Here is an 18741-nt window from a genome sequence, read left to right as displayed (position 1 = left end):
AGTCATTTCTCGGGAAATAATGACAAGAATTTTGAGTTTTCTACATTTCCTGCGGTGATCCGATGCCTAAAAGGTTCAGTCCTTGGGATAAAACCGATGCAACGGCGAAGACGAGTGTTAAACGGGATTCTTGTTTTGGGTCATTGTTAATAATTTTTGAATTTCCATAGTAGCTGTTGAACGACTTGGCCAGCTCCAACAGGTATTTTGCAAGGATGGAAGGGGCGTAGTTCTTCCATGCTCTTTCAACCGTTTCCGGAAATAGTCGCAGCTGTTTGATTACTTCCCAGCTGGAGGAGTCGTCCAGGCCGTCAAAGGTAAAAGTAGTGGAAACACCAGCTTTTCTCAGGATCGATTGTGCTCTTGCATGCGTGTACTGTAAATAAGGACCGGTTTCTCCCTCAAAGGTAAGCATATGTTCGAGAGAGAACTCGATATCGTTCAGACGGTCATTTTTTAAATCATGGAAGATAACCGCACCAACCCCGACTTCCTTTGCTACATCTGCAGCTTCTTTCAGGTTGGGATTTTTCTTTTTGATATTTTCCCTGGCCATCGTGATTGCTTCCCCGAGCACTTCTTCAAGCAAGATGACACGGCCTTTACGAGTCGACATTTTCTTACCATCTTTCAAATAGAGCCCGAAAGGAATATGCTTCATGGCATTTGCCCATTCATATCCGAGCTGTGCAAGCACGCCTTTTACTTGTTTAAAGTGGACGGTTTGTTCCTGTCCCACCACATACAGCGCTTCATCAAAAGAATATTCACGCTGGCGATAAAGAGCGGCTGCCAGATCTCTTGTGGCATAAAGGGTAGCTCCATCCGTTTTTTTGATCAAACAAGGGGGAAGGGTTTCATCTTCCAGACGCACGACCTTGGCACCTTCCGAGGTCTCAAGAAGCTGATGTTCGTTCAGTAGTTCCACCACTTCTTCCATCTTGTCATTAAAGAAAGCTTCGCCGTTATAGGAATCGAACTCCACTCCAAGCAGGGAATAAATGATTTTAAATGCCTCGAGTGATTCATTTTTAAACCATTTCCACAGTTTAGTGATCTCTTCATCGCCTTCTTCCAGAAGTTTAAAGGCTTTCCGGCCATCGTCTTCCAGGGAAGGATCCTGAACGGCTTCCTCGTGAAATTTTTTATATAGAGTAAACAAGTCAGCAATCGGGTTTTCTTTTACCTTCTCCTCATCTCCCCATTTTTTGAAAGCAACGATCAGTTTACCAAACTGTGTGCCCCAATCTCCGATATAGTTGATTTTGACGGTTTCATACCCGCATTTCTCTGCTAAATTGGCAATTGCATTCCCGATTACAGTGGAGCGCAGATGCCCCATGGAGAAGGGTTTGGCAATGTTCGGTGAAGACATGTCTAACACAATGGTTCTGCCTTTCCCGAATGAATGGGAACCGTATCGAACTCCTTGCTCAAGAATGGAAGAGACGATCTCCTTTCCGGCGAAGGCGGAATCAAAGTGAACATTTACATAAGGACCTGCTGCTTCAACATTTGAAAATAGGGGAGAAGAAAGCTCCCGGGCAAGTTCTTCTGCAATCACAACAGGCGCTTTTCGCCATTCGTTCGCCAGCTTAAAACATGGGAATGCAAGGTCCCCTAGATGGGCATGCTTCGGTGTTTCAATTAACGTATAAATATCTTCTTCAGACCAGGCTGAAAGAGCCTGGGATTTTATTTCTTTTGCTAATACTAACTTTAAATCCATCGTTTACACCTCCGAATAAAATAAAAAAACCCGTCTCTATATAAATATAGAGACGAGTTTTGTGCTCGCGGTACCACTCTTTTTCCCGAAGGGCGCTCATAAATTAACGGTTTTACCCGGTCCTTCTCTACTGAAATTCAAGAAAGACTTCTCAGAAGTGCGCTTCATTCCGGGCTTCACACCAGGCTTTCACCATCCCTGGCTCGCTTCAAGATCCACGTTGGAATTACTCTCTTCATCACTGAATGTCCTGTATATGATTAGATATTATTTTACACATATTGGAGAAAAATACAACAGTGAATTTATGAATCTTCTGAAGAGAACATATACGTTTTATGATGGAACCTCATACTGAATACAATACCGAGAGCCAGCATATTCCCCATCAAGGAACTTCCCCCGTAACTGATGAACGGAAGCGGGATTCCCGTGATTGGCAATAACTGAATCGTCATCCCGATGTTTTGGAAAACATGGAATGTAATCATCGAGATGATCCCTGCGCATACGTAGGCATTGAATGGTTCCTTCGTATCCAGGGCTGTTTTGGTCAAATGATAGATTAACAGGAAAAATAAACTGATGACAACACTTGCTCCGATGAATCCATATTCTTCACCGATGACACTGAAGATAAAATCGGTATGGTTTTCCGGAATATAGACTTCTCCGTCGCTGTACCCTTTTCCGAAAATCTGACCGGACCCTATCGCATTTAATGAATTAATCAAATGGAAGCCTTCCAACTTGGAATAGTTATAAGGGTCGAGCCAAGCATAGATCCGTCCAAATTGATAAGGTTCGAAACCTGTGTACTTTTCCAAAAATTCCGGAGCCCAAATAACCAATGATAGAAGGATACCCCCGATTACTCCAAGAAAAGCATAAATAGGAACGATCAGTTTCCAGGTTATCCCTGAAACTAAGATGATCCCTGTCATGATGGCTAAAATAACAAGGGACGTTCCAAGATCCGGCTGCTTCATGATAAAGGCCAGCGGGACAAGGGTGGTAAATCCGATCTTCAATAATAATTGAAAGTCAGACTGCAATGTCTTCCGGGTAGTTAATTCATTATGGTTCGTGATCACCCGGGCGAGAGCGAGAATCAGAAATGTTTTCATGAATTCTGAAGGCTGGATAGAACCGAGCGGTCCGAGCATGAACCAGCTCTTGGCTCCATTTCGATATGGAGCTATACTTTCCGGTGAAATCAGTAGTATAAGCAGCAGGAGGATCCCTGCGCCATACATATACCAAGCAAGGCGCTTATACTGGTCTGAATCAAAGAATAGGGCAACTGCAATAATGATGCCCCCTACTACATACCAAAAAGCTTGTCGAATAACAAAATTTGTTCCATATTGACCTGAGGTTTGAGCACTGCTTATCCCGAGAGCACTGACGATAAAAAACATCATCAATAAAAAGACAAGCCCCCAGTCGAATTTATCAGCAAAACGCTGGCGAGTTTCCATAATCATTTCACCTGAATTTCGTAAGATTTCACATTCCTAGTCTAATAGAAATGAAGGAAAATTTCTACTGGCTGCCATCCGGAAGGGCCTTCTTTTTTCTACATATTTATACTGTGGTTCAGTTGAATAAGTAGAAAAAGAAGAATTTGTAAAGATAATCCCTCAATTATTTTCCATATATTACATGGATTTCACCTTCTCGAAAGACTGAGCGGGAAAGTCCCGAGTTCAAATGTAACATTTCCTCTGATATTTAGCTAGAACAGACAGAGTTGTAAAAAACAAGCATTTTTACACTTTAATGGTTACTTCACATTGTTCTCTGCAGCCGGGACTTATAAGATTTCAGACGATTTATTAAGCTTCAGTTCCTGTCGAATGACTTTTTTCTACAATTTACTGCGACTTTTGTCATCATTTTGAAATGAAATAGAAAAGAACGATATCCTCATTTCTTTGCTAAAATAGAAACTATTAGATACGCATCGTGTAAATCAGATGGAGGGAATGTTTTGAAGTCAAATAAGCAAACAAAAGATATCATCTATGTACATAAAAATATTGATCGGCAATATGTTGTTTCCTATGGAATCAATTTTCAAGAATTTGCTTTGAATAACCCGCAGCCTCTAAGGAATTTACTGTTGATCAAGCATCAGTATGAACATGGAGCCTTTAACATTCACACTCATCTTGAATATGTAGAACAGGAAGACATGAACAAAATCATAAATGATGGCGTGGGCAGCTACGGTGATTTCTGCTGGATTGATTTCGACGAAGAAGCGGGAGTCAATGAATTAAACGGCCAGGAAATTGCAGAGCTGCTCTATATGGGACATCTCAAGCAGCCGCTCGATGCCCCGTTCTACTCTAAATTGAATAACCGGTATGCGTACCTTTCTCACGACGATGGATGGTTTAACAAAATTTATTACCGGGACTTTGATGACTTCTATCAACTATTGGGATCGACGGTAGCGGCGAAGTTGGGAACTGTCAAAGGCGGTAAAGGGTTATTCGGTATGAAAAAGGAAAAGCAGTATCCGGATGTCGGTTCTCAAATCATCACTTCGTTTAAAGAGAAAATAAAGGAAGGTATGGTCATCTCCATTGAGAAGGCCATCGTGAGCAGGGGGAAAATAGAAATACCGATCTGGGTGATTGGCGACTATTTCAACATGGATGAAATGATTGAAGATTATCAGCAATTCAGTAAATCCCCTGCAAATGGTTTGCTTGTTTATGATCGTAAAACGAAGAGCTGGAACTCCTCTATTCGATAGGCAGGCACAAGCGAAAAAAATGGTGAATAGAGTATAGTGATGAAATCCGATTTTGCAGCTAGTGTACTCTTATCTTGCCTCATCTGAAAAAAAGAAGGATTAACCTGCGTAAAGGGCTTCATCAACCTTTAAAGTTGAATGAACCTCTTTACATGGATTAATCCTTTTTATTATGGGATGAGGATGTCCTTCACCATTTTGTACTTACTTTCGCCTTTGGCTGTCAGCCATACTGTCAGGGTGTATGAACCGCTGTCAAGCTTCGGGAGAACGACATTCCGTGAGAATTCTTCCCCTTGTTTTAGCGTGATCTCTTGAATGGCCTGCGTATACATTTTGTTTTCAGAGTCCCGGTAAACGACTTCCCCTTTCTCATTTTTTACTTCGAAGTCTATTGTTTGCCCCGACGAAAATACAAATGTTTTCTCTTTTTCTGTCTGGTTCTTGATCTTATATTCATAAACTGGCTGTCCGTCTTTTTCCTCTAGCTTGATTAAAGTAGGTTCCATGCTGCCTGCAACAATCCCTTTCTCTGCTTGATTTGAGTCAGGTGTGCCGCTCGTCTCCGTCTCGTTTGGTTTCGGGTCTTTAGTGGTTCCGCATCCGGTTAAGCCGCCGAGGACGAGGACCCCTGTCAGTGCAATGATCAGCTTTTTCATGTACTATCACCTCTATTCTATTAGACTTAAAGATAACTGAAAAGTTTCACTACTTTGTTCCTTATTATAAATGTAAGACCAATCACCCATGAATGGGAATGAGTTGGTTTTATGATGAGTGGGCAGTACAATGGAAGAAAGAACAAAACAGGAAAAAAATAAGCGGATAAGGATAGGAGGCAAAGCTATGAAAAAAAATGAAATCGTAAAGATGCTCGGATTCTTTGTCCTTCTCCTTATCTTTGTCTGGGGCAGCCGCAGCTTTTGGGAAGTCAGGCCGCACGATATCAGGGATTGGATCGTCGCGTTTGGATGGTGGGCACCAATTGTATTTATTCTGATTCTGACGTTCCGGCCATTGGTCTTGTTTCCGACCTCTATTTTTTCGATTGCGGCCGGCCTGGCGTTTGGTCCTTACAACGGAATAGTGTTTATTTTCATCGGAGCGCTGGGCGGCGCCACAGTGGCGTATGTGACTTCAAGCTTCATTGGTATGAAGCTGTGGAGGAAATCTTCGTCTAAAATGACCAAAGTCCGTGAAAAGATGGCGGAGAATAGTTTCTTTTATATATTGATTCTCCGTTTGCTGCCGTTTTTGAATTTTGATTTAGTCAGTTATTTAGCGGGAGCTGGAAAAGTGCGCTACTTTCCTTATATCGTGGCTACTGCCATCGGGATCATCCCCGGGACAATCGGATTCGTGTTCTTTGGTTCAGGGTTGAGCGGTGAAGACCGGATGCATCTCTATGTGGCAGTTGCGATGTTCATCATCCTTTCCCTGCTTGTTTTTCTAACAAGAAAGAAATTGAAGTTCTGGTTTGGCGACTCGAAGGATGATCAATAGAGGAGGGGGCACTGCGGAACTGGTGCACCCCTTTTGTTTTATTGGTTTTGGCTTGGATCCCACTCTTCCCGGATCATGCCCATCCGAATTGAATCATAGTAAACACCATTATAATAGCGGCATTTTCTCATCCTGCCCTCAAGCTTCATGCCGATTTTTTCTGCGGCTCTCATCATACGTTCATTCCCGGACCATGTGGTGATGCCGACCCTTCCGATCTCTTTCGTTTCAAATAGATGATTGACCCACTGGGATAATGCTTCCGTACCGTAGCCCCCATTCCAATAATCGGGGTCATAGATGACAATGCCTGCTTCTAGCCATCTTGTCGGCTCGTATTCCCAGTAACAGCTTACGGTTCCGATGATTTTTCCTTCTGCTTCAATGATTCGCTGGCTGTCATGATTTTGCTCGATTTCGTTAAGAAATTTGTGTTTATACTCTTCGAACGGAAGATGTTTGTGCTCGAAATAAGGGGCGTCCCACTTTTTCCATTGGGGGGAAGCTTCTTTGTATATGTAATTCCAAAGGGTTTCAAGGTCTTTCTCTTCTATCTTTCTAAGCATTACTCTTTTGCTCGTTGACTTCAAAAAGGTGCACTCCTTTGTTGTGTTTTTTATATTAATTCTACAAGAGCACATATGTTTCCTGTTAAAACACAAATTTTACAAGTAAAAGGCCCGTCCGGCACCGCTTTAAAGCGGCGAGGGACGGGCCTTTGATGTTAGCTTGCTTTTACGTTTGAAATTTCGGCTTTTTTCTTGTTTGTCAGTTTGTCCACGATGGACGTGATAGCCCCGTCGCCTGTGACGTTGCAGGCAGTTCCAAAGCTGTCTTGTGCCAGATATAGGGCAATCATGAGTGACGTCATAGTCGGACCGAATCCGAGCATGGACTCAAGCAGACCGAGAGCGGCCATCACGGCACCGCCAGGAACTCCCGGAGCGGCAATCATGGTTACGCCGAGCATAAGGATGAATGGAAACAGCTGCGAGAATTGCAGAGCCTCTCCCTGGATGAACATGACCGCCATCGCACAGCTCACAAGAGTGATCGTGCTCCCTGATAAATGAATCGTTGCAAGCAGCGGAACAGAGAAATCAGAGATGCGTTCCCTGACACCTAATTTCTTGGTGCGTTCGAGCGTGACAGGAATCGTGGAAGCGGATGACTGCGTTCCCAGTGCGGTGAAATAGGCAGGAAGCATTCCCTTCATCATCACAAACGGATTTTGTTTTCTCAATGTGCCGGCAGCAGTATATTGGAAAATCAAAAAGAAAAGATGTAATAAAAGTATCATCACAAAAACCTTGGCAAAGACAGACATGATGGCACTGACTTGGCCGCCCTGCGTCATATTGGCGAAAATACCAAGGATATGAAGCGGTAAAAGAGGGATGATGATCTTTTCGATCACAAGTTCTATGATACTTCTAAACTCATTCATTCCCTTTTGGAGAGCGTCTCCTTTAATGGCAGCCATTCCGAGTCCGAGGGTAAAAGCAATCAAGAGAGCCGTCATTACACCCATAATCGGAGGCATGTCCACTGTAAAGAACCCTTTTAATAAAGCCTCTTCTGGATTTTCAAATGATTGAGAAGTTTGATTTGCCAATAGAGATGGGTAAATACTCTTAGCAGCTGAATATGCAAGCAGTCCCGCTAGCACTGTGGAGCCGTAGGCGAGTGCGGTAGTCAGCCCGAGCAGCTTTCCGGCACCTTTACCCATTGAACCGATTCCTGGCGCAATGAAGCCTATGATGATTAATGGAATCGCGAACCCTAAGAAATTACCGAAAAGTCCATTAAACGTGGCAAATAATTTCACGATCCATTCTGGTGCAATTGAACCAATCACAATACCTAACACGATCCCCAACAGGATCCTAGGCAGTAAACCAAGCTTTCTCATCTGGGTGTCCTCCTTGAAAGTACAAATGTTTTCGATAGAAGGATTATACACCCGGAAGAAGATTATTTTAAGAGGAAAATGAATAGGCGGAATCTTAAATGTATTCTGATAAAATAAAGCCCATTCCTCTGTTGCGGGACTAGTCTGGGTAAACATACATATATATAGACGAAAATCAGATGGAGGTTGGCTCATGAATCAAGGACCATGGTGGTAATTTTTATTTTCCACCTAATCATTCTTTCCCTTTGAGATGAAAGTGATAAAATAGAAACATCTATTGTTAATATTGGAGGTAACTCATACATGAAAACCAAGCTTTGTTTATTGTACGGCGGTAAATCAGCCGAACATAACGTATCCCTGCAAACAGCCAAGGCAGTCATCGGAGCCTTGGACTTAAATAAATATGAAATTCATCCTGTTTTCATTTCAACAGAAGGTCAGTGGATAAAAGGTCCTCAATTGAATGCTCCCGTTGAGGACGTAAAAGCACTGCAATTCAACAACGGAGAAGAAATTTCACCTAACGCATTAAGCACGGCGATCACGCCAGCCGATTCCAAAGACAGCGAAGGATACGATATGATCTTCCCGCTGCTCCATGGTCCCAATGGGGAGGACGGAACCGTTCAGGGAATGCTTGAATTACTGAACCTTCCTTATGTGGGGAACGGAGTCCTTGCTTCATCAGCAGGTATGGATAAAGTCATCATGAAGAATCTTTTCGCACAAGCGGGGATTCCTCAAGTGGACTATACATGGTTCATCCGCAGTACATGGGAAGCAAATTCCGAGAATGCCTATAATGAGGTAGAAAACGAAATCGGCTATCCTTGCTTTGTAAAACCTGCAAACCTTGGGTCATCGGTGGGAATCAGCAAATGTACATCCAGAGAAGAATTGGCCGCTGCATTCGAGGAAGCGTTCCAATTTGACCGTAAAATCATCATCGAAGAAGGCGTAAAAGCGCGTGAAATCGAATTGGGTGTCCTTGGCAATGATCAGCCTGAATGTTCTGTTGCAGGTGAAATCGTTCCAAAGAAGGATTTCTATGATTATAAGGCAAAGTATGAAGACGGAGATACTGCATTGATCATACCAGCAGAAGTCGACCAGGAAACGTACGGAAAGATGAAGGAGATCGCGATTCAATCCTTTAAGGCACTTGACTGCTCTGGCCTCGTCCGTGCAGATTTCTTCCTGACAGAAGACGGACAGATCTACATGAACGAAGTAAACACAATGCCTGGTTTTACACCATTCAGCATGTTCCCGCTTTTATGGAAGCACACAGGTGTCGACTATCCGACACTGATCGGGAAATTAGTTGAACTCGGCTTAGGTCGTTACCAAGAAAAACAGACAATCAAACATACAATGTAACACCTTAAGGCAAGGGACTGACTGGAGGATCAACATCTAAAAGCAGTCCCTGCTCTGTTTTAAAATAGATAACTCATAAAGGAGAAAGAAAATGTTTGAAAAAACGATAAACCAAACATGTGACATGCTGAATGTCCATAATGATCTTACTAAATTCGGACACCTCATCATAAAAGGTGTAAGCATTGATACACGTAAAATTGAAAAGGGAAATTTATTTGTCCCTTTCAAAGGTGAAAATGTGGACGGACACCAATTCGTGAGGCAGGCGATTGAAAAGGGAGCGGCAGCAGCTCTCTGGGATAAACATGTTCCAAATCCGCCAGAGGATATCCCTGTACTTGTCGTAGACGACCCGCTGCTTGCGCTGCAGTCACTGGCAAACCAATACCGTCATCAGCTTGATCTGAAAGTGGTAGGCATCACAGGGAGCAACGGAAAGACAACGACGAAGGACATGGTTGCAAATCTTCTTGCAACGAAATACAAAGTTCACAAGACACAAGGTAACTACAACAACCATATCGGCCTGCCTTTAACAATCCTCGCGCTCCCGCAAGACGCAGAAGTGGCTGTGCTAGAGATGGGGATGAGCGGGTTCGGTGAAATTGAATTATTATCTGAGATTTCCCAGCCTGATGCAGCGATCATCACCAATATCGGGGAATCACATCTTCAGGATCTTGGTTCCCGGGAAGGCATCACCAAAGCCAAGCTGGAAATTGTCCAGGGGTTGAAAGAAGACGGGCTATTCGCCTACTACGGAGACGAACATCTTCTAGAAGAGCAGGTAAAGGAATTATCGCTAAAACGTGTAAAAACGTTCGGCCGTAGTGAAACGAATACCATATACCCGTTGGGAATTGAAATGAATAATGCCGGCAGCTACTTTGAAACCTCTCTTGATAAAGGAGTGACGTTCTTCCTTCCTGTACTCGGGCAGCACAATATCCATAACGCCCTGGCTGCTATTCTGATTGCCAAGGAATTTGGTGTTTCAGTTGAGGAAATGAAGGAAGGCCTGGAGTCGCTTAAGCTCACGCAAATGAGAATGGAAATGACAGAAGGTCAAAAAGGCGAAAAAATCATCAATGATGCCTACAATGCAAGTCCCACTTCCATGAAAGCGGCGATCCAGCTCGTTTCTGAACTTGAAGGCTTCACCGCCAAAATGCTTGTACTGGGTGATATGCTGGAGCTTGGCGACAACGAAGAGGAATTCCATCTGGAAATCGGGAGAATGATCGACCCTGACCAGATTCAGCACGTATATACCTTCGGGAAGCTTGCGGAATTCATCGCGAAAGGTGCACTCGAAAGATTTTCACCTGAGAACGTTCATTCCTTCCAGGACAAAAAGGAACTTTCTGCCGAGTTGGAAAATCAGACAAAAGACGGAGATCTGATCCTATTCAAAGCATCCAGAGGAATGGCACTCGAAGAAATCATTGAAGCATTGGCAAAAGGCTGAACGATTAGAATTCATCACGATTGAACAAAATGAAAGTAGGATAGAAGAGGGAGGCGTTCTCCCTCTGGATTTTTCTTATGTGAGCGGTAAGGCTAATTTCGAAGAGGCAGCATACACATTTCATTCAGCAAAAAACCTTCATAAAAAAGCTTTAAAGTAAGTGGGGATCAAGATGATTGGATGTTTACTTATTCATGGCTTCACAGGCGGCCCTTATGAAGTCGAGCCCCTGGCAGAATATTTAAAAGAAAGAACGGATTGGGAAATCGTTGTACCTACTTTACCCGGTCATGGAGAAACGCTCGCTTTAAAAGGCATCAAGCATGCCGCATGGATCGAACACGCGGAAGAAGAATTGAAGCACCTTATCTCTACATGTGACAAGGTGTATGTCATCGGATTTTCGATGGGGGGGCTGATCGCCTCTTACCTATCCGTCAAATACAGCATCGATAAACTCGTCTTACTTAGTGCCGCTGCTTACTATTTGAATTTCAAGCAGCTCGCAAAAGAGATTGGTAATTTAATCAAGGAAGGACTTCAAGGGAAAATACTTGAAAATGAGCTCTACAATCGCTATAAATTTAAAGTGACCAATACTCCGATCCTTTCTGCCTACGAGTTTAAAAAGGTGGTGCGCGTAGCCCGCCCTCTCCTTGAAAAAGTGGATATCCCAACCTTTATAGCCCAAGGAGAAAATGATGGGATAGTCCCGCCTAAAAGTGCGAAATATATTTATGAGACCATTTCATCTGAAGAAAAAAACCTATATTACTCCTCAAAAGCCAAACATTTAATATGCCATAGTGAAGATAAGCACGAATTATTTGGAGAGATCTACCATTTCCTGCAGAGTGAATAGATTGACTATTTTACAATAGATTGAAATTCATCTCTATAAGTGGTAACATAACTACAACATTGTTCTATTTGTTGGACGTGGTAGCTCTTCTATTTTGAAGAGTGTATTTTTTTGCACGCTTAGCCGTGCAGATTGCAGCAGCATTCCAATGGAAATTGCAATATATTACAATAAACATCTCATATAGACGATTTTAGATTAGATACCGAAGTCTTTCGGTGTGTAAGATTTCGTTCCGATTTAAAAATATAATCAGTACATTTGATTAGTTATAAAAGATGTAAATTAAAGGAGAATGTAACATTGACTAAGTTTGCAGATTTAAACTTAAGCGCATCTACGTTGAAATCAGTTAAGCGTATGGGCTTTGAAGAAGCAACCCCAATCCAGGCAAGTACAATTCCAGCAGGTCTTGAAGGTAAGGATATCATCGGCCAGGCACAAACTGGAACAGGTAAAACGACAGCATTTGGTATCCCGATGATCGAGAAGATCGATATGAAGAACCCGAACGTTCAGGCTCTTGTAATCGCTCCGACACGTGAACTCGCAATCCAGGTTTCTGAGGAATTATACCGCATCGGTTCAGATAAGCGTGCACGCGTTCTATCCGTATATGGCGGACAGGACATCCAGCGCCAAATCCGTGCGATGAAAAAGAACCCGCACATCATCGTGGGTACACCGGGCCGTTTACTGGACCATATCAAGCGCCGCACGCTGAAGCTTGATAACGTTGAAACATTGGTACTTGACGAAGCAGACGAAATGCTGAACATGGGCTTCATAGAAGACATCGAAAGCATCCTTGAAACTGTACCAAGCACAAGACAAACACTTCTATTCTCTGCAACAATGCCGGATCCGATCCGCCGCATTGCTGAACGTTTCATGACAGAGCCTGAAGTAATCAAGGTGAAATCAAAAGAAGTAACGGTTTCAAACATCGAACAATACTTCACGAAAGTAACTGAAAAAGAAAAATTCGATGTTCTATCCCGTCTGATCGACGTACAATCACCTGAGCTTGCGATTGTATTCGGACGCACAAAGCGCCGTGTAGATGAACTTTCCCGTGCACTAAGCATCCGCGGTTACCTTGCAGAAGGAATCCATGGCGACCTTTCTCAAGCACGCCGTATGACGGTTCTTAAGAAGTTCAAAGAAGGACGCATCGACATCCTGATCGCAACAGACGTTGCAGCCCGCGGTCTTGACATCTCTGGCGTAACGCACGTTTACAACTTTGACATCCCGCAAGATCCTGAAAGCTACGTTCACCGTATCGGGCGTACAGGCCGTGCAGGTAAAAAAGGTATGTCCATCACGTTCGTAACACCAAGAGAAATGGGTTACCTGCGCGTAGTGGAACAAACAACGAAGAAGAAAATGATGGGCCTTAAGCCGCCAAGCTTGAACGAAGCAATGGAAGGCCAGCAGCGCCTTGCTTTAGATAAGCTTACAGAAGCCGCTAAAGAAAGTGATCTTAAAGATTACTCTCAATTGGCAGAGGAATTCTTAAACGACCACGATCCAATTCAAGCAGTAGCAGCGGCGATCCGCGTTCTTACAAAAGAGCCGGACACAACTCCTGTAGAAATATCAGAAGAACGTCCATTGCCATCAAGAGGCGGCGGCGGTAATCGCGGCGGTTACAAAGGCGGATCCCGCAGCGGCAAAGGCGGCGGACGCGGTGGAAGCGGCGGCCCTCGTGGCGGCGGTTCACGCGGCGGCTCATCCCGTGGCGGCGATCGTCGCGGCGGAGGCAAACCACAATCTTCCGGTCGACGCAAGTCTTATAACAATAACTAATATGGTTGATGAAACACGATGGCCCTTTTTGGGGGTTGTCGTGTTTTTTTGTTTTTGTGATAGATTGAGGATTGGAGTTATGTGGATTTTGAAGCAGTTCAGGGTTCGTATTAGATGGGTAAGGGAAAGCTTGTTTGTTTTGGTTGGTTTGGTTGCTGACATGAAGGTGGATATTTAGGTCGCAGGGTGTAGTGGGGTGAGGGGATTGAAAATGTTTTTGACAAATTAGGGGGTTGGGCAAATTGGGTGACGTTTGGATAGAGTCTCAATGAAATGGGTTTTAATTTGGAATGAAGAAGGGATCCAGGGAGGGTAGTGAATAAAGAAAATTCGACAAGTGGCGTGAATATCGGGAAAGTGGCTTGTATTTTTCAAAAGTGGCTTGAAAAATAAAAATTCGGCTTGAATATTTCAAATCTGGCACGTAAACCATTGAAAGTGGCTTGTAAATAAAATCTTGACGATTTACTCTCTTAAAAAGAAGGGTTTTCTGAGTTTTAAGAGAAGTATTTAAAGATAAAATCATGAAGGAGTGATCAATTGTTCGCAGAAGAAAGAGCAAAACCTATAAGAATTGAACAAAATGAAGCTTTAATAAGAAATTTAGTGGATTCCCACACGAAAATTCCTCTCATTGCACAGGATCTGAAGAAAAGAAAGGCCGGTTTTAATGGAGAAAAGTCGGTTGACTACCATTTAAGTTTCCTGAATAGCAAAAAGTATATGGTATTTAATGATTTAAAGCTCCCTCTTACTCCTCATCACTTTCAAATCGACTCGCTGCTTTTCACCCCTTTCTATACACTAATCCTTGAAATAAAAAACATTTCTGGAACGTTAACGATAGACTCTGAATTCAACCAATTAACAAAGAATTATAATGGAGTCGTTACTGGTTATTCTGATCCCATCACACAAGCCAATCGACAAAAACTTTTTCTTCAAAGGTTTTTTTACGATCATCATTTAGTGCTGCCTCCGATAAAGTTCCTCGTAGTAATAAGTAATCCATCTACCATCCTTAAAATGGCCCCAGGTCAAAAACTTTTATCTCCATATGATAAAATCATTCATGCTCAAAATCTAATTAGTGAAATAAGCAAATTGAACACTCTTTATACAGAAGAGAAAGCTACAAAGAAAGATCTTAAAAGAATTAAAAAAGTACTTCTTAACAAGCATGATACCGGCTTTACAAGCATTTTAGATACGTATGGGATTAATGAAACAGAAATATTAAAAGGGGTGAAATGCGAAAGTTGTTCAGGAAAAATGGAGCGTTTTTTTGGATGCTGGCATTGTACAAAATGCAATTTCATATCCAAAACAGCCCATGTCCGTGCTATCGAGGATTATTTTTTATTATTTAAACCATCTATTACCAACAGGGAGTTAAGGACCTTCCTGGATATAAAATCTCCTAAAACAGCAAACCAATTATTGAACTCCTTAAATCTAAAAGTAACAGGTTCATCCAAAGGAACAACCTACCACAAAGAATTCCTCTGAAAAATATTATTATCACCCCGCCCCGCACATACTACCAATAAAAAAAGGAGCCCAAACCCACATGACTCTCATCAGACTCGGCTACGTAGCCATGAGCATGAACCTTCAGAATGCCTCGCCGTCGCAGACCATGACATATAAGCAGTTTTCATCCATAAAAGATCGTGAAGCGGCAATTACTAAGCTTGAACGTATTGCCAGATCGAATCTTGAGAACTGTCTTCGTCTTTTGAAGCATAATGTCCTTCATGAGATTCACTTTTTCCGTTTTAGTTCGAAGTTGATTCCGCTTGCGAACCACCCTGACCTTAAGGGGTGGGATTTCATTTCGCCTTTAAAGCCTGAATTGCTCAAAATAAAAGAGTATTTACAGGGTCATCCGATGCGGGTTGGTTTCCATCCGGATCATTTTGTTCTTTTGAATACCAGTGATGTGGACGTCCTCAAGAATACGTTCAATACCCTCAAAATGCACAGGGATTTGCTGAAAGGGATGGGGATCGAACCAAGGCACCGCTGTGTTTTACATGTTGGCGGCGCTTATGAGGATAAGGAAAAGGCACTTGAACAGTTCATCCATAATTGGGGTCTCACGCCGACTTCCCTCCAGGAAATGATCATAGTAGAAAATGATGATACCGTGTTCAGTGCTGCAGATGCCCTCTATCTTTGTGAAAAGCTGGGTATTCCTCAGGTTTTCGACTATCACCATCACCTTGCCTACCATGAAAGGGACTGGCAGGAAGATTGGGAACGGATCGTCTCGACTTGGAGTCAGTCTCCATTTCCGGTCAAAATGCATATCTCCAGTCCCCGATCTGATCAGGATTACAAAGCTCACGCCGATTACATTGACCCTGCAATGTTCATGGATTTTTTACAGGGAATCAAGGGATCTGTCGATCAGGTCGACTGCATGATTGAAGCGAAGAAAAAAGATGATGCCTTGTTCCGCTTGGTTGAGGACTTGAGGGGTGTCAAGGAGATTGAATGGGTAGATGGGTCGTCTTTTCATATAAAATAGGACTGTTGTTTGCAGGCCGGAAGGTGTTACAAATAGGGCAGCCGTCAAAATAATTTCTGCCTGCCAACACAGTGCAACAGCCTGAACTTTTCCTCCATTTTGAAACCAATCCTATCTTCAAACGTAAACATACTGTAAGATTTATACATAAAGATAAAGACAAAAAGGAGGATGGTTATGAGAGGAGAGCCTCAAAAACGAATTTCGCCAAAAGCGCTGAAGGTGTGGAGGCTGCATGGTGTGATTCAGACGTTGTTGCTGGCTATTGTGGTTGCAGGTGTGATTGTGCTATCAACGTTATTTGATTGGCCGGTTTGGATCATGGCGGCTGCAATTGCTGTATTGCTCTTATTTACATATATGATGATCTTTTTTCTTCCGACGATTCGCTGGAAACGGTGGAGATATGAAGTGAGGGAGCAGGAAATCGAGCTTCAAAGAGGATTTATATTTGTGAAACGCACGCTGGTCCCGATGGTCAGGGTACAGCATGTTGATACGGTACAGGGGCCGATTTTGAAGAAGTATCATTTATCTACGATTACCATATCAACTGCTGCGACCGTCCATGAAATTCCTGCTTTGGATACGGATGAAGCGGATGAATTAAGACATTCCATATCCTTACTGGCGAGGGTGGCGGAAGATGATGTCTGAATATAAACGACTCCATCCAATCTCTGCAGTAGCGAGCTTTTTGAAACAATTAAAAGAATTGATCATCCCGTTTGTCCTGTTGTTTGTTCTGAACAGCAGGGGAGAGAAGGGCGGGTTCTGGGATTATATGCCCCTTATCTCGATGGGCGCGGTGCTTTTGATTGTCCTTGCGGCCGGTGTCATCAAATGGCTCAGGTTCACCTATCGATTAGAAGAAGGGGAGCTCAGGATCGAGTATGGGCTCTTTGTGAAAAAGAAACGCTATATTCCATTCGACAGAATCCAAAGCCTGAACTTTTCAGAGGGGATCATTCATCGTCCTTTCGGTCTGGTGAAGGTAAAGGTGGAAACTGCAGGCTCATCGAATCCGGGAGAATCGGAGGCTGAGCTGACTGCGATTTTGAAAGAGGAAGCTTTGGAACTTGAACGAATTATTTACCGTGAAAAGAAAAAGGGGCAGCTGCCTGATACGGCTGAAGAGTCTGAAATCCATGAAGAGAGCTCGCATAAAGAAGGAAATGTTGTTTTCAAGATGAGTGCTAAGGATATCTGGGTGCTTGCTGCAACTTCGGGGGGAATTGGTGTCATTCTATCAGGGGTTGCCGTTTTCTTCTCGCAGTTCTCTGAGTTCATTCCGTATGAGACCGTGTATGACGAAATTATGGTGTTTGTGAAAAGTGGTTTATTGATCATTGCGGTGTTGTCGTTTGTACTTCTGCTCGCTGCCTGGATTTTTTCCGTTGGATGGACGTTTGTGGTGTATGGGGATTTTAAAATAAGGATGAATGATGACAACATCGTGATTACCAGAGGGCTGCTGGAGAAAAAACAGGTAACCGTCCCGCTTAATCGGGTTCAGGGTATCCGTGTAGTCGAGAATCCGGTCCGGCAATTGTTTGGTTATTGTACAGTTGTGATCGAGAATGCCGGGGGATCTGCACTTGAGAAAGACAGCTCGACGATCAAATTGATTCCTGTTGTGAAAAAGAAAAGAGTTTCGGAGCTGCTTGCGAAAATATTTCCTGACTATGAACTTGCGGAGGATTTTCAAAGACTTCCGAAACGGGCCCTAAGAAAATACATCATACGTGCAGTCGACTGGGTGATCATACCGGTTGTCATCCTTTCGATCATGTTTTGGCCGCTGGGCTTGTTCAGCCTTTTGCTTGCCATCCCTTTCGCTATCCTTGGTTTCTTTCAATATCGCGCGGGGGGCTGGAGGATTTCAGGCAATCAGCTGTCCCTTCAGTATCGAGGAGTATTAAAGCATACGGCGTATTTGAAGAAAAGCAGGGTTCAATCACTTGATTCCACTGTAAGCTGGTTTCAATCCAAAAGGGATTTGAGCAGTATTTCCGCGACGTTGAAATCAGGACAAACGGGCTATACGAGTGAAGTGAAAGACCTGGAAGTAGAAGATGCAGCTGAAATCTACTCCTGGTACTCACATGAATAGATTTTAGAACAAAAAAAGGTGGCCCGCTTAATGGAAAAAGCGGGTCACCTTTTACACTAGGCACCAATCATTTCTTCCCGGAAATCCAGCCGATGATGAATCCGCCTAGCAGCCCGAAGATATGGGCGGTGATGTTTATGCCTGATTGCATGAATGTCATCACCACTCCGATGACGACAATCGGGAGGATGATTTGACGGCTTTCTTTTGAGATGAATTGTTTTTTCAAGAGGATCATGGCAATGTAGAAACCGAACAAACCGAAGATGGCACCTGATGCCCCTACATGGCTGTACGTTAGTGGTTTGATGATATAGGTAATAATATTAGCGAAAATGCCGCTCGCCAAGTAAAGAAGGATAAACCTGACTTTGCCGAGGCGCTGTTCAAGCGGTGGTCCGAATAATACGAGCGAAAACGAGTTGAATAATAGATGGGCGAACCCCAGATGGACGAAGATAGGGGTGATCAGCCTCCACCATTCGCCTTCTTTGATATATAGATTCACACCCGCCAGCTGTTCATACACCCAAAGCTGTGGAAAAATCGGCAGTGCACTCACTAAAAACAGCACGATATGGATGAATACGAGCAGTGAAATGACGGGATATAATCGTAAAAACTGGGAGAAGCTTTCCGTTCTGACAAACATA

General features: G+C 43.3%; 16 protein-coding genes and 1 other annotated feature. Of the genes, 10 read left to right on the top strand and 6 right to left on the bottom strand.

What is annotated here, in order from left to right; genetic code table 11:
• Positions 1-40: 40 nt before the first annotated feature.
• Positions 41-1729: an arginine--tRNA ligase gene (gene argS / locus AAEO50_RS11460; protein ID WP_341983692.1), complete on the bottom strand. Its 1689-nt coding sequence runs from the start codon at positions 1727-1729 to the stop codon at positions 41-43.
• Positions 1730-1774: 45 nt separating this feature from the next.
• Positions 1775-1980 (bottom strand) — a binding site (T-box leader).
• Positions 1981-2034: 54 nt separating this feature from the next.
• Entirely contained in the window at positions 2035-3210 is a 1176-nt protein-coding gene (locus tag AAEO50_RS11455) for an FtsW/RodA/SpoVE family cell cycle protein (protein ID WP_341983690.1), read from the bottom strand.
• Between the two features lie 512 nt (positions 3211-3722).
• Here AAEO50_RS11455 and AAEO50_RS11450 point away from each other — a divergent pair.
• Positions 3723-4496 (top strand): hypothetical protein, encoded by a 774-nt coding sequence (locus AAEO50_RS11450; protein WP_341983688.1) that lies wholly within the window; start codon positions 3723-3725, stop codon positions 4494-4496.
• A 170-nt stretch (positions 4497-4666) separates the two neighbouring features.
• Here the strand turns inward: AAEO50_RS11450 and AAEO50_RS11445 are convergent, their stop codons facing one another.
• Positions 4667-5155 (bottom strand): BsuPI-related putative proteinase inhibitor, encoded by a 489-nt coding sequence (locus tag AAEO50_RS11445; RefSeq protein ID WP_341983686.1) that lies wholly within the window; start codon positions 5153-5155, stop codon positions 4667-4669.
• Between the two features lie 187 nt (positions 5156-5342).
• Between AAEO50_RS11445 and AAEO50_RS11440 the strand changes: the two genes are divergently transcribed.
• Positions 5343-5999, top strand: coding sequence for a TVP38/TMEM64 family protein (locus AAEO50_RS11440; RefSeq protein ID WP_341983684.1), 657 nt, complete (start codon positions 5343-5345; stop codon positions 5997-5999).
• 38 nt (positions 6000-6037) lie between these two features.
• Here the strand turns inward: AAEO50_RS11440 and AAEO50_RS11435 are convergent, their stop codons facing one another.
• Both AAEO50_RS11435 and AAEO50_RS11430 read right to left on the bottom strand, forming a co-directional pair.
• The gene (locus AAEO50_RS11435) at positions 6038-6565 is read right to left on the bottom strand and encodes a GNAT family protein (RefSeq protein WP_341983775.1); all 528 of its coding nucleotides are present in this window, start codon (positions 6563-6565) and stop codon (positions 6038-6040) included.
• A gap of 158 nt (positions 6566-6723) precedes the next feature.
• Positions 6724-7911, bottom strand: a complete 1188-nt coding sequence (locus AAEO50_RS11430) for a dicarboxylate/amino acid:cation symporter (RefSeq protein WP_341983681.1) — start codon at positions 7909-7911, stop codon at positions 6724-6726.
• 306 nt (positions 7912-8217) lie between these two features.
• Here AAEO50_RS11430 and AAEO50_RS11425 point away from each other — a divergent pair, with 306 nt between their 5' ends.
• The 8 genes from AAEO50_RS11425 (at position 8218) to AAEO50_RS11390 (ending at position 18088) form a co-directional block, all read left to right on the top strand.
• A complete protein-coding gene (locus AAEO50_RS11425; RefSeq protein ID WP_341983679.1) occupies positions 8218-9297 on the top strand; it encodes a D-alanine--D-alanine ligase in 1080 nt (359 codons plus the stop codon).
• A 91-nt stretch (positions 9298-9388) separates the two neighbouring features.
• Positions 9389-10768 carry a UDP-N-acetylmuramoyl-tripeptide--D-alanyl-D-alanine ligase gene (locus AAEO50_RS11420; RefSeq protein ID WP_341983677.1) on the top strand — a complete coding sequence of 460 codons (1380 nt, stop codon included), beginning with the start codon at positions 9389-9391 and terminating at the stop codon, positions 10766-10768.
• A 172-nt stretch (positions 10769-10940) separates the two neighbouring features.
• Positions 10941-11630, top strand: a complete 690-nt coding sequence (locus AAEO50_RS11415) for an alpha/beta hydrolase (protein WP_341983674.1) — start codon at positions 10941-10943, stop codon at positions 11628-11630.
• A 303-nt stretch (positions 11631-11933) separates the two neighbouring features.
• The gene (locus AAEO50_RS11410; protein ID WP_341983672.1) at positions 11934-13442 is read left to right on the top strand and encodes a DEAD/DEAH box helicase; all 1509 of its coding nucleotides are present in this window, start codon (positions 11934-11936) and stop codon (positions 13440-13442) included.
• Positions 13443-13982: 540 nt separating this feature from the next.
• Entirely contained in the window at positions 13983-14951 is a 969-nt protein-coding gene (locus tag AAEO50_RS11405; protein ID WP_341983669.1) for a nuclease-related domain-containing protein, read from the top strand.
• 61 nt (positions 14952-15012) lie between these two features.
• Positions 15013-15975, top strand: coding sequence for a UV DNA damage repair endonuclease UvsE (gene uvsE, locus AAEO50_RS11400; RefSeq protein ID WP_341983667.1), 963 nt, complete (start codon positions 15013-15015; stop codon positions 15973-15975).
• 177 nt (positions 15976-16152) lie between these two features.
• Positions 16153-16632 carry a PH domain-containing protein gene (locus AAEO50_RS11395; RefSeq protein WP_341983664.1) on the top strand — a complete coding sequence of 160 codons (480 nt, stop codon included), beginning with the start codon at positions 16153-16155 and terminating at the stop codon, positions 16630-16632.
• On the top strand, positions 16625-18088 hold the full coding sequence (locus AAEO50_RS11390; protein WP_341983662.1) for a PH domain-containing protein: 1464 nt from the start codon (positions 16625-16627) through the stop codon (positions 18086-18088). The genes AAEO50_RS11395 and AAEO50_RS11390 overlap by 8 nt, the downstream gene beginning before the upstream one ends.
• Positions 18089-18155: 67 nt before the next feature.
• Here the strand turns inward: AAEO50_RS11390 and AAEO50_RS11385 are convergent, their stop codons facing one another.
• Entirely contained in the window at positions 18156-18740 is a 585-nt protein-coding gene (locus tag AAEO50_RS11385; RefSeq protein WP_341983660.1) for a rhomboid family intramembrane serine protease, read from the bottom strand.
• Position 18741: the final 1 nt, after the last annotated feature.

This window comes from Rossellomorea oryzaecorticis (assembly GCF_038405515.1).
Lineage (GTDB): Bacteria > Bacillota > Bacilli > Bacillales > Bacillaceae_B > Rossellomorea > Rossellomorea oryzaecorticis_A.
This window is presented reverse-complemented; position numbering and strand designations above follow the sequence as displayed.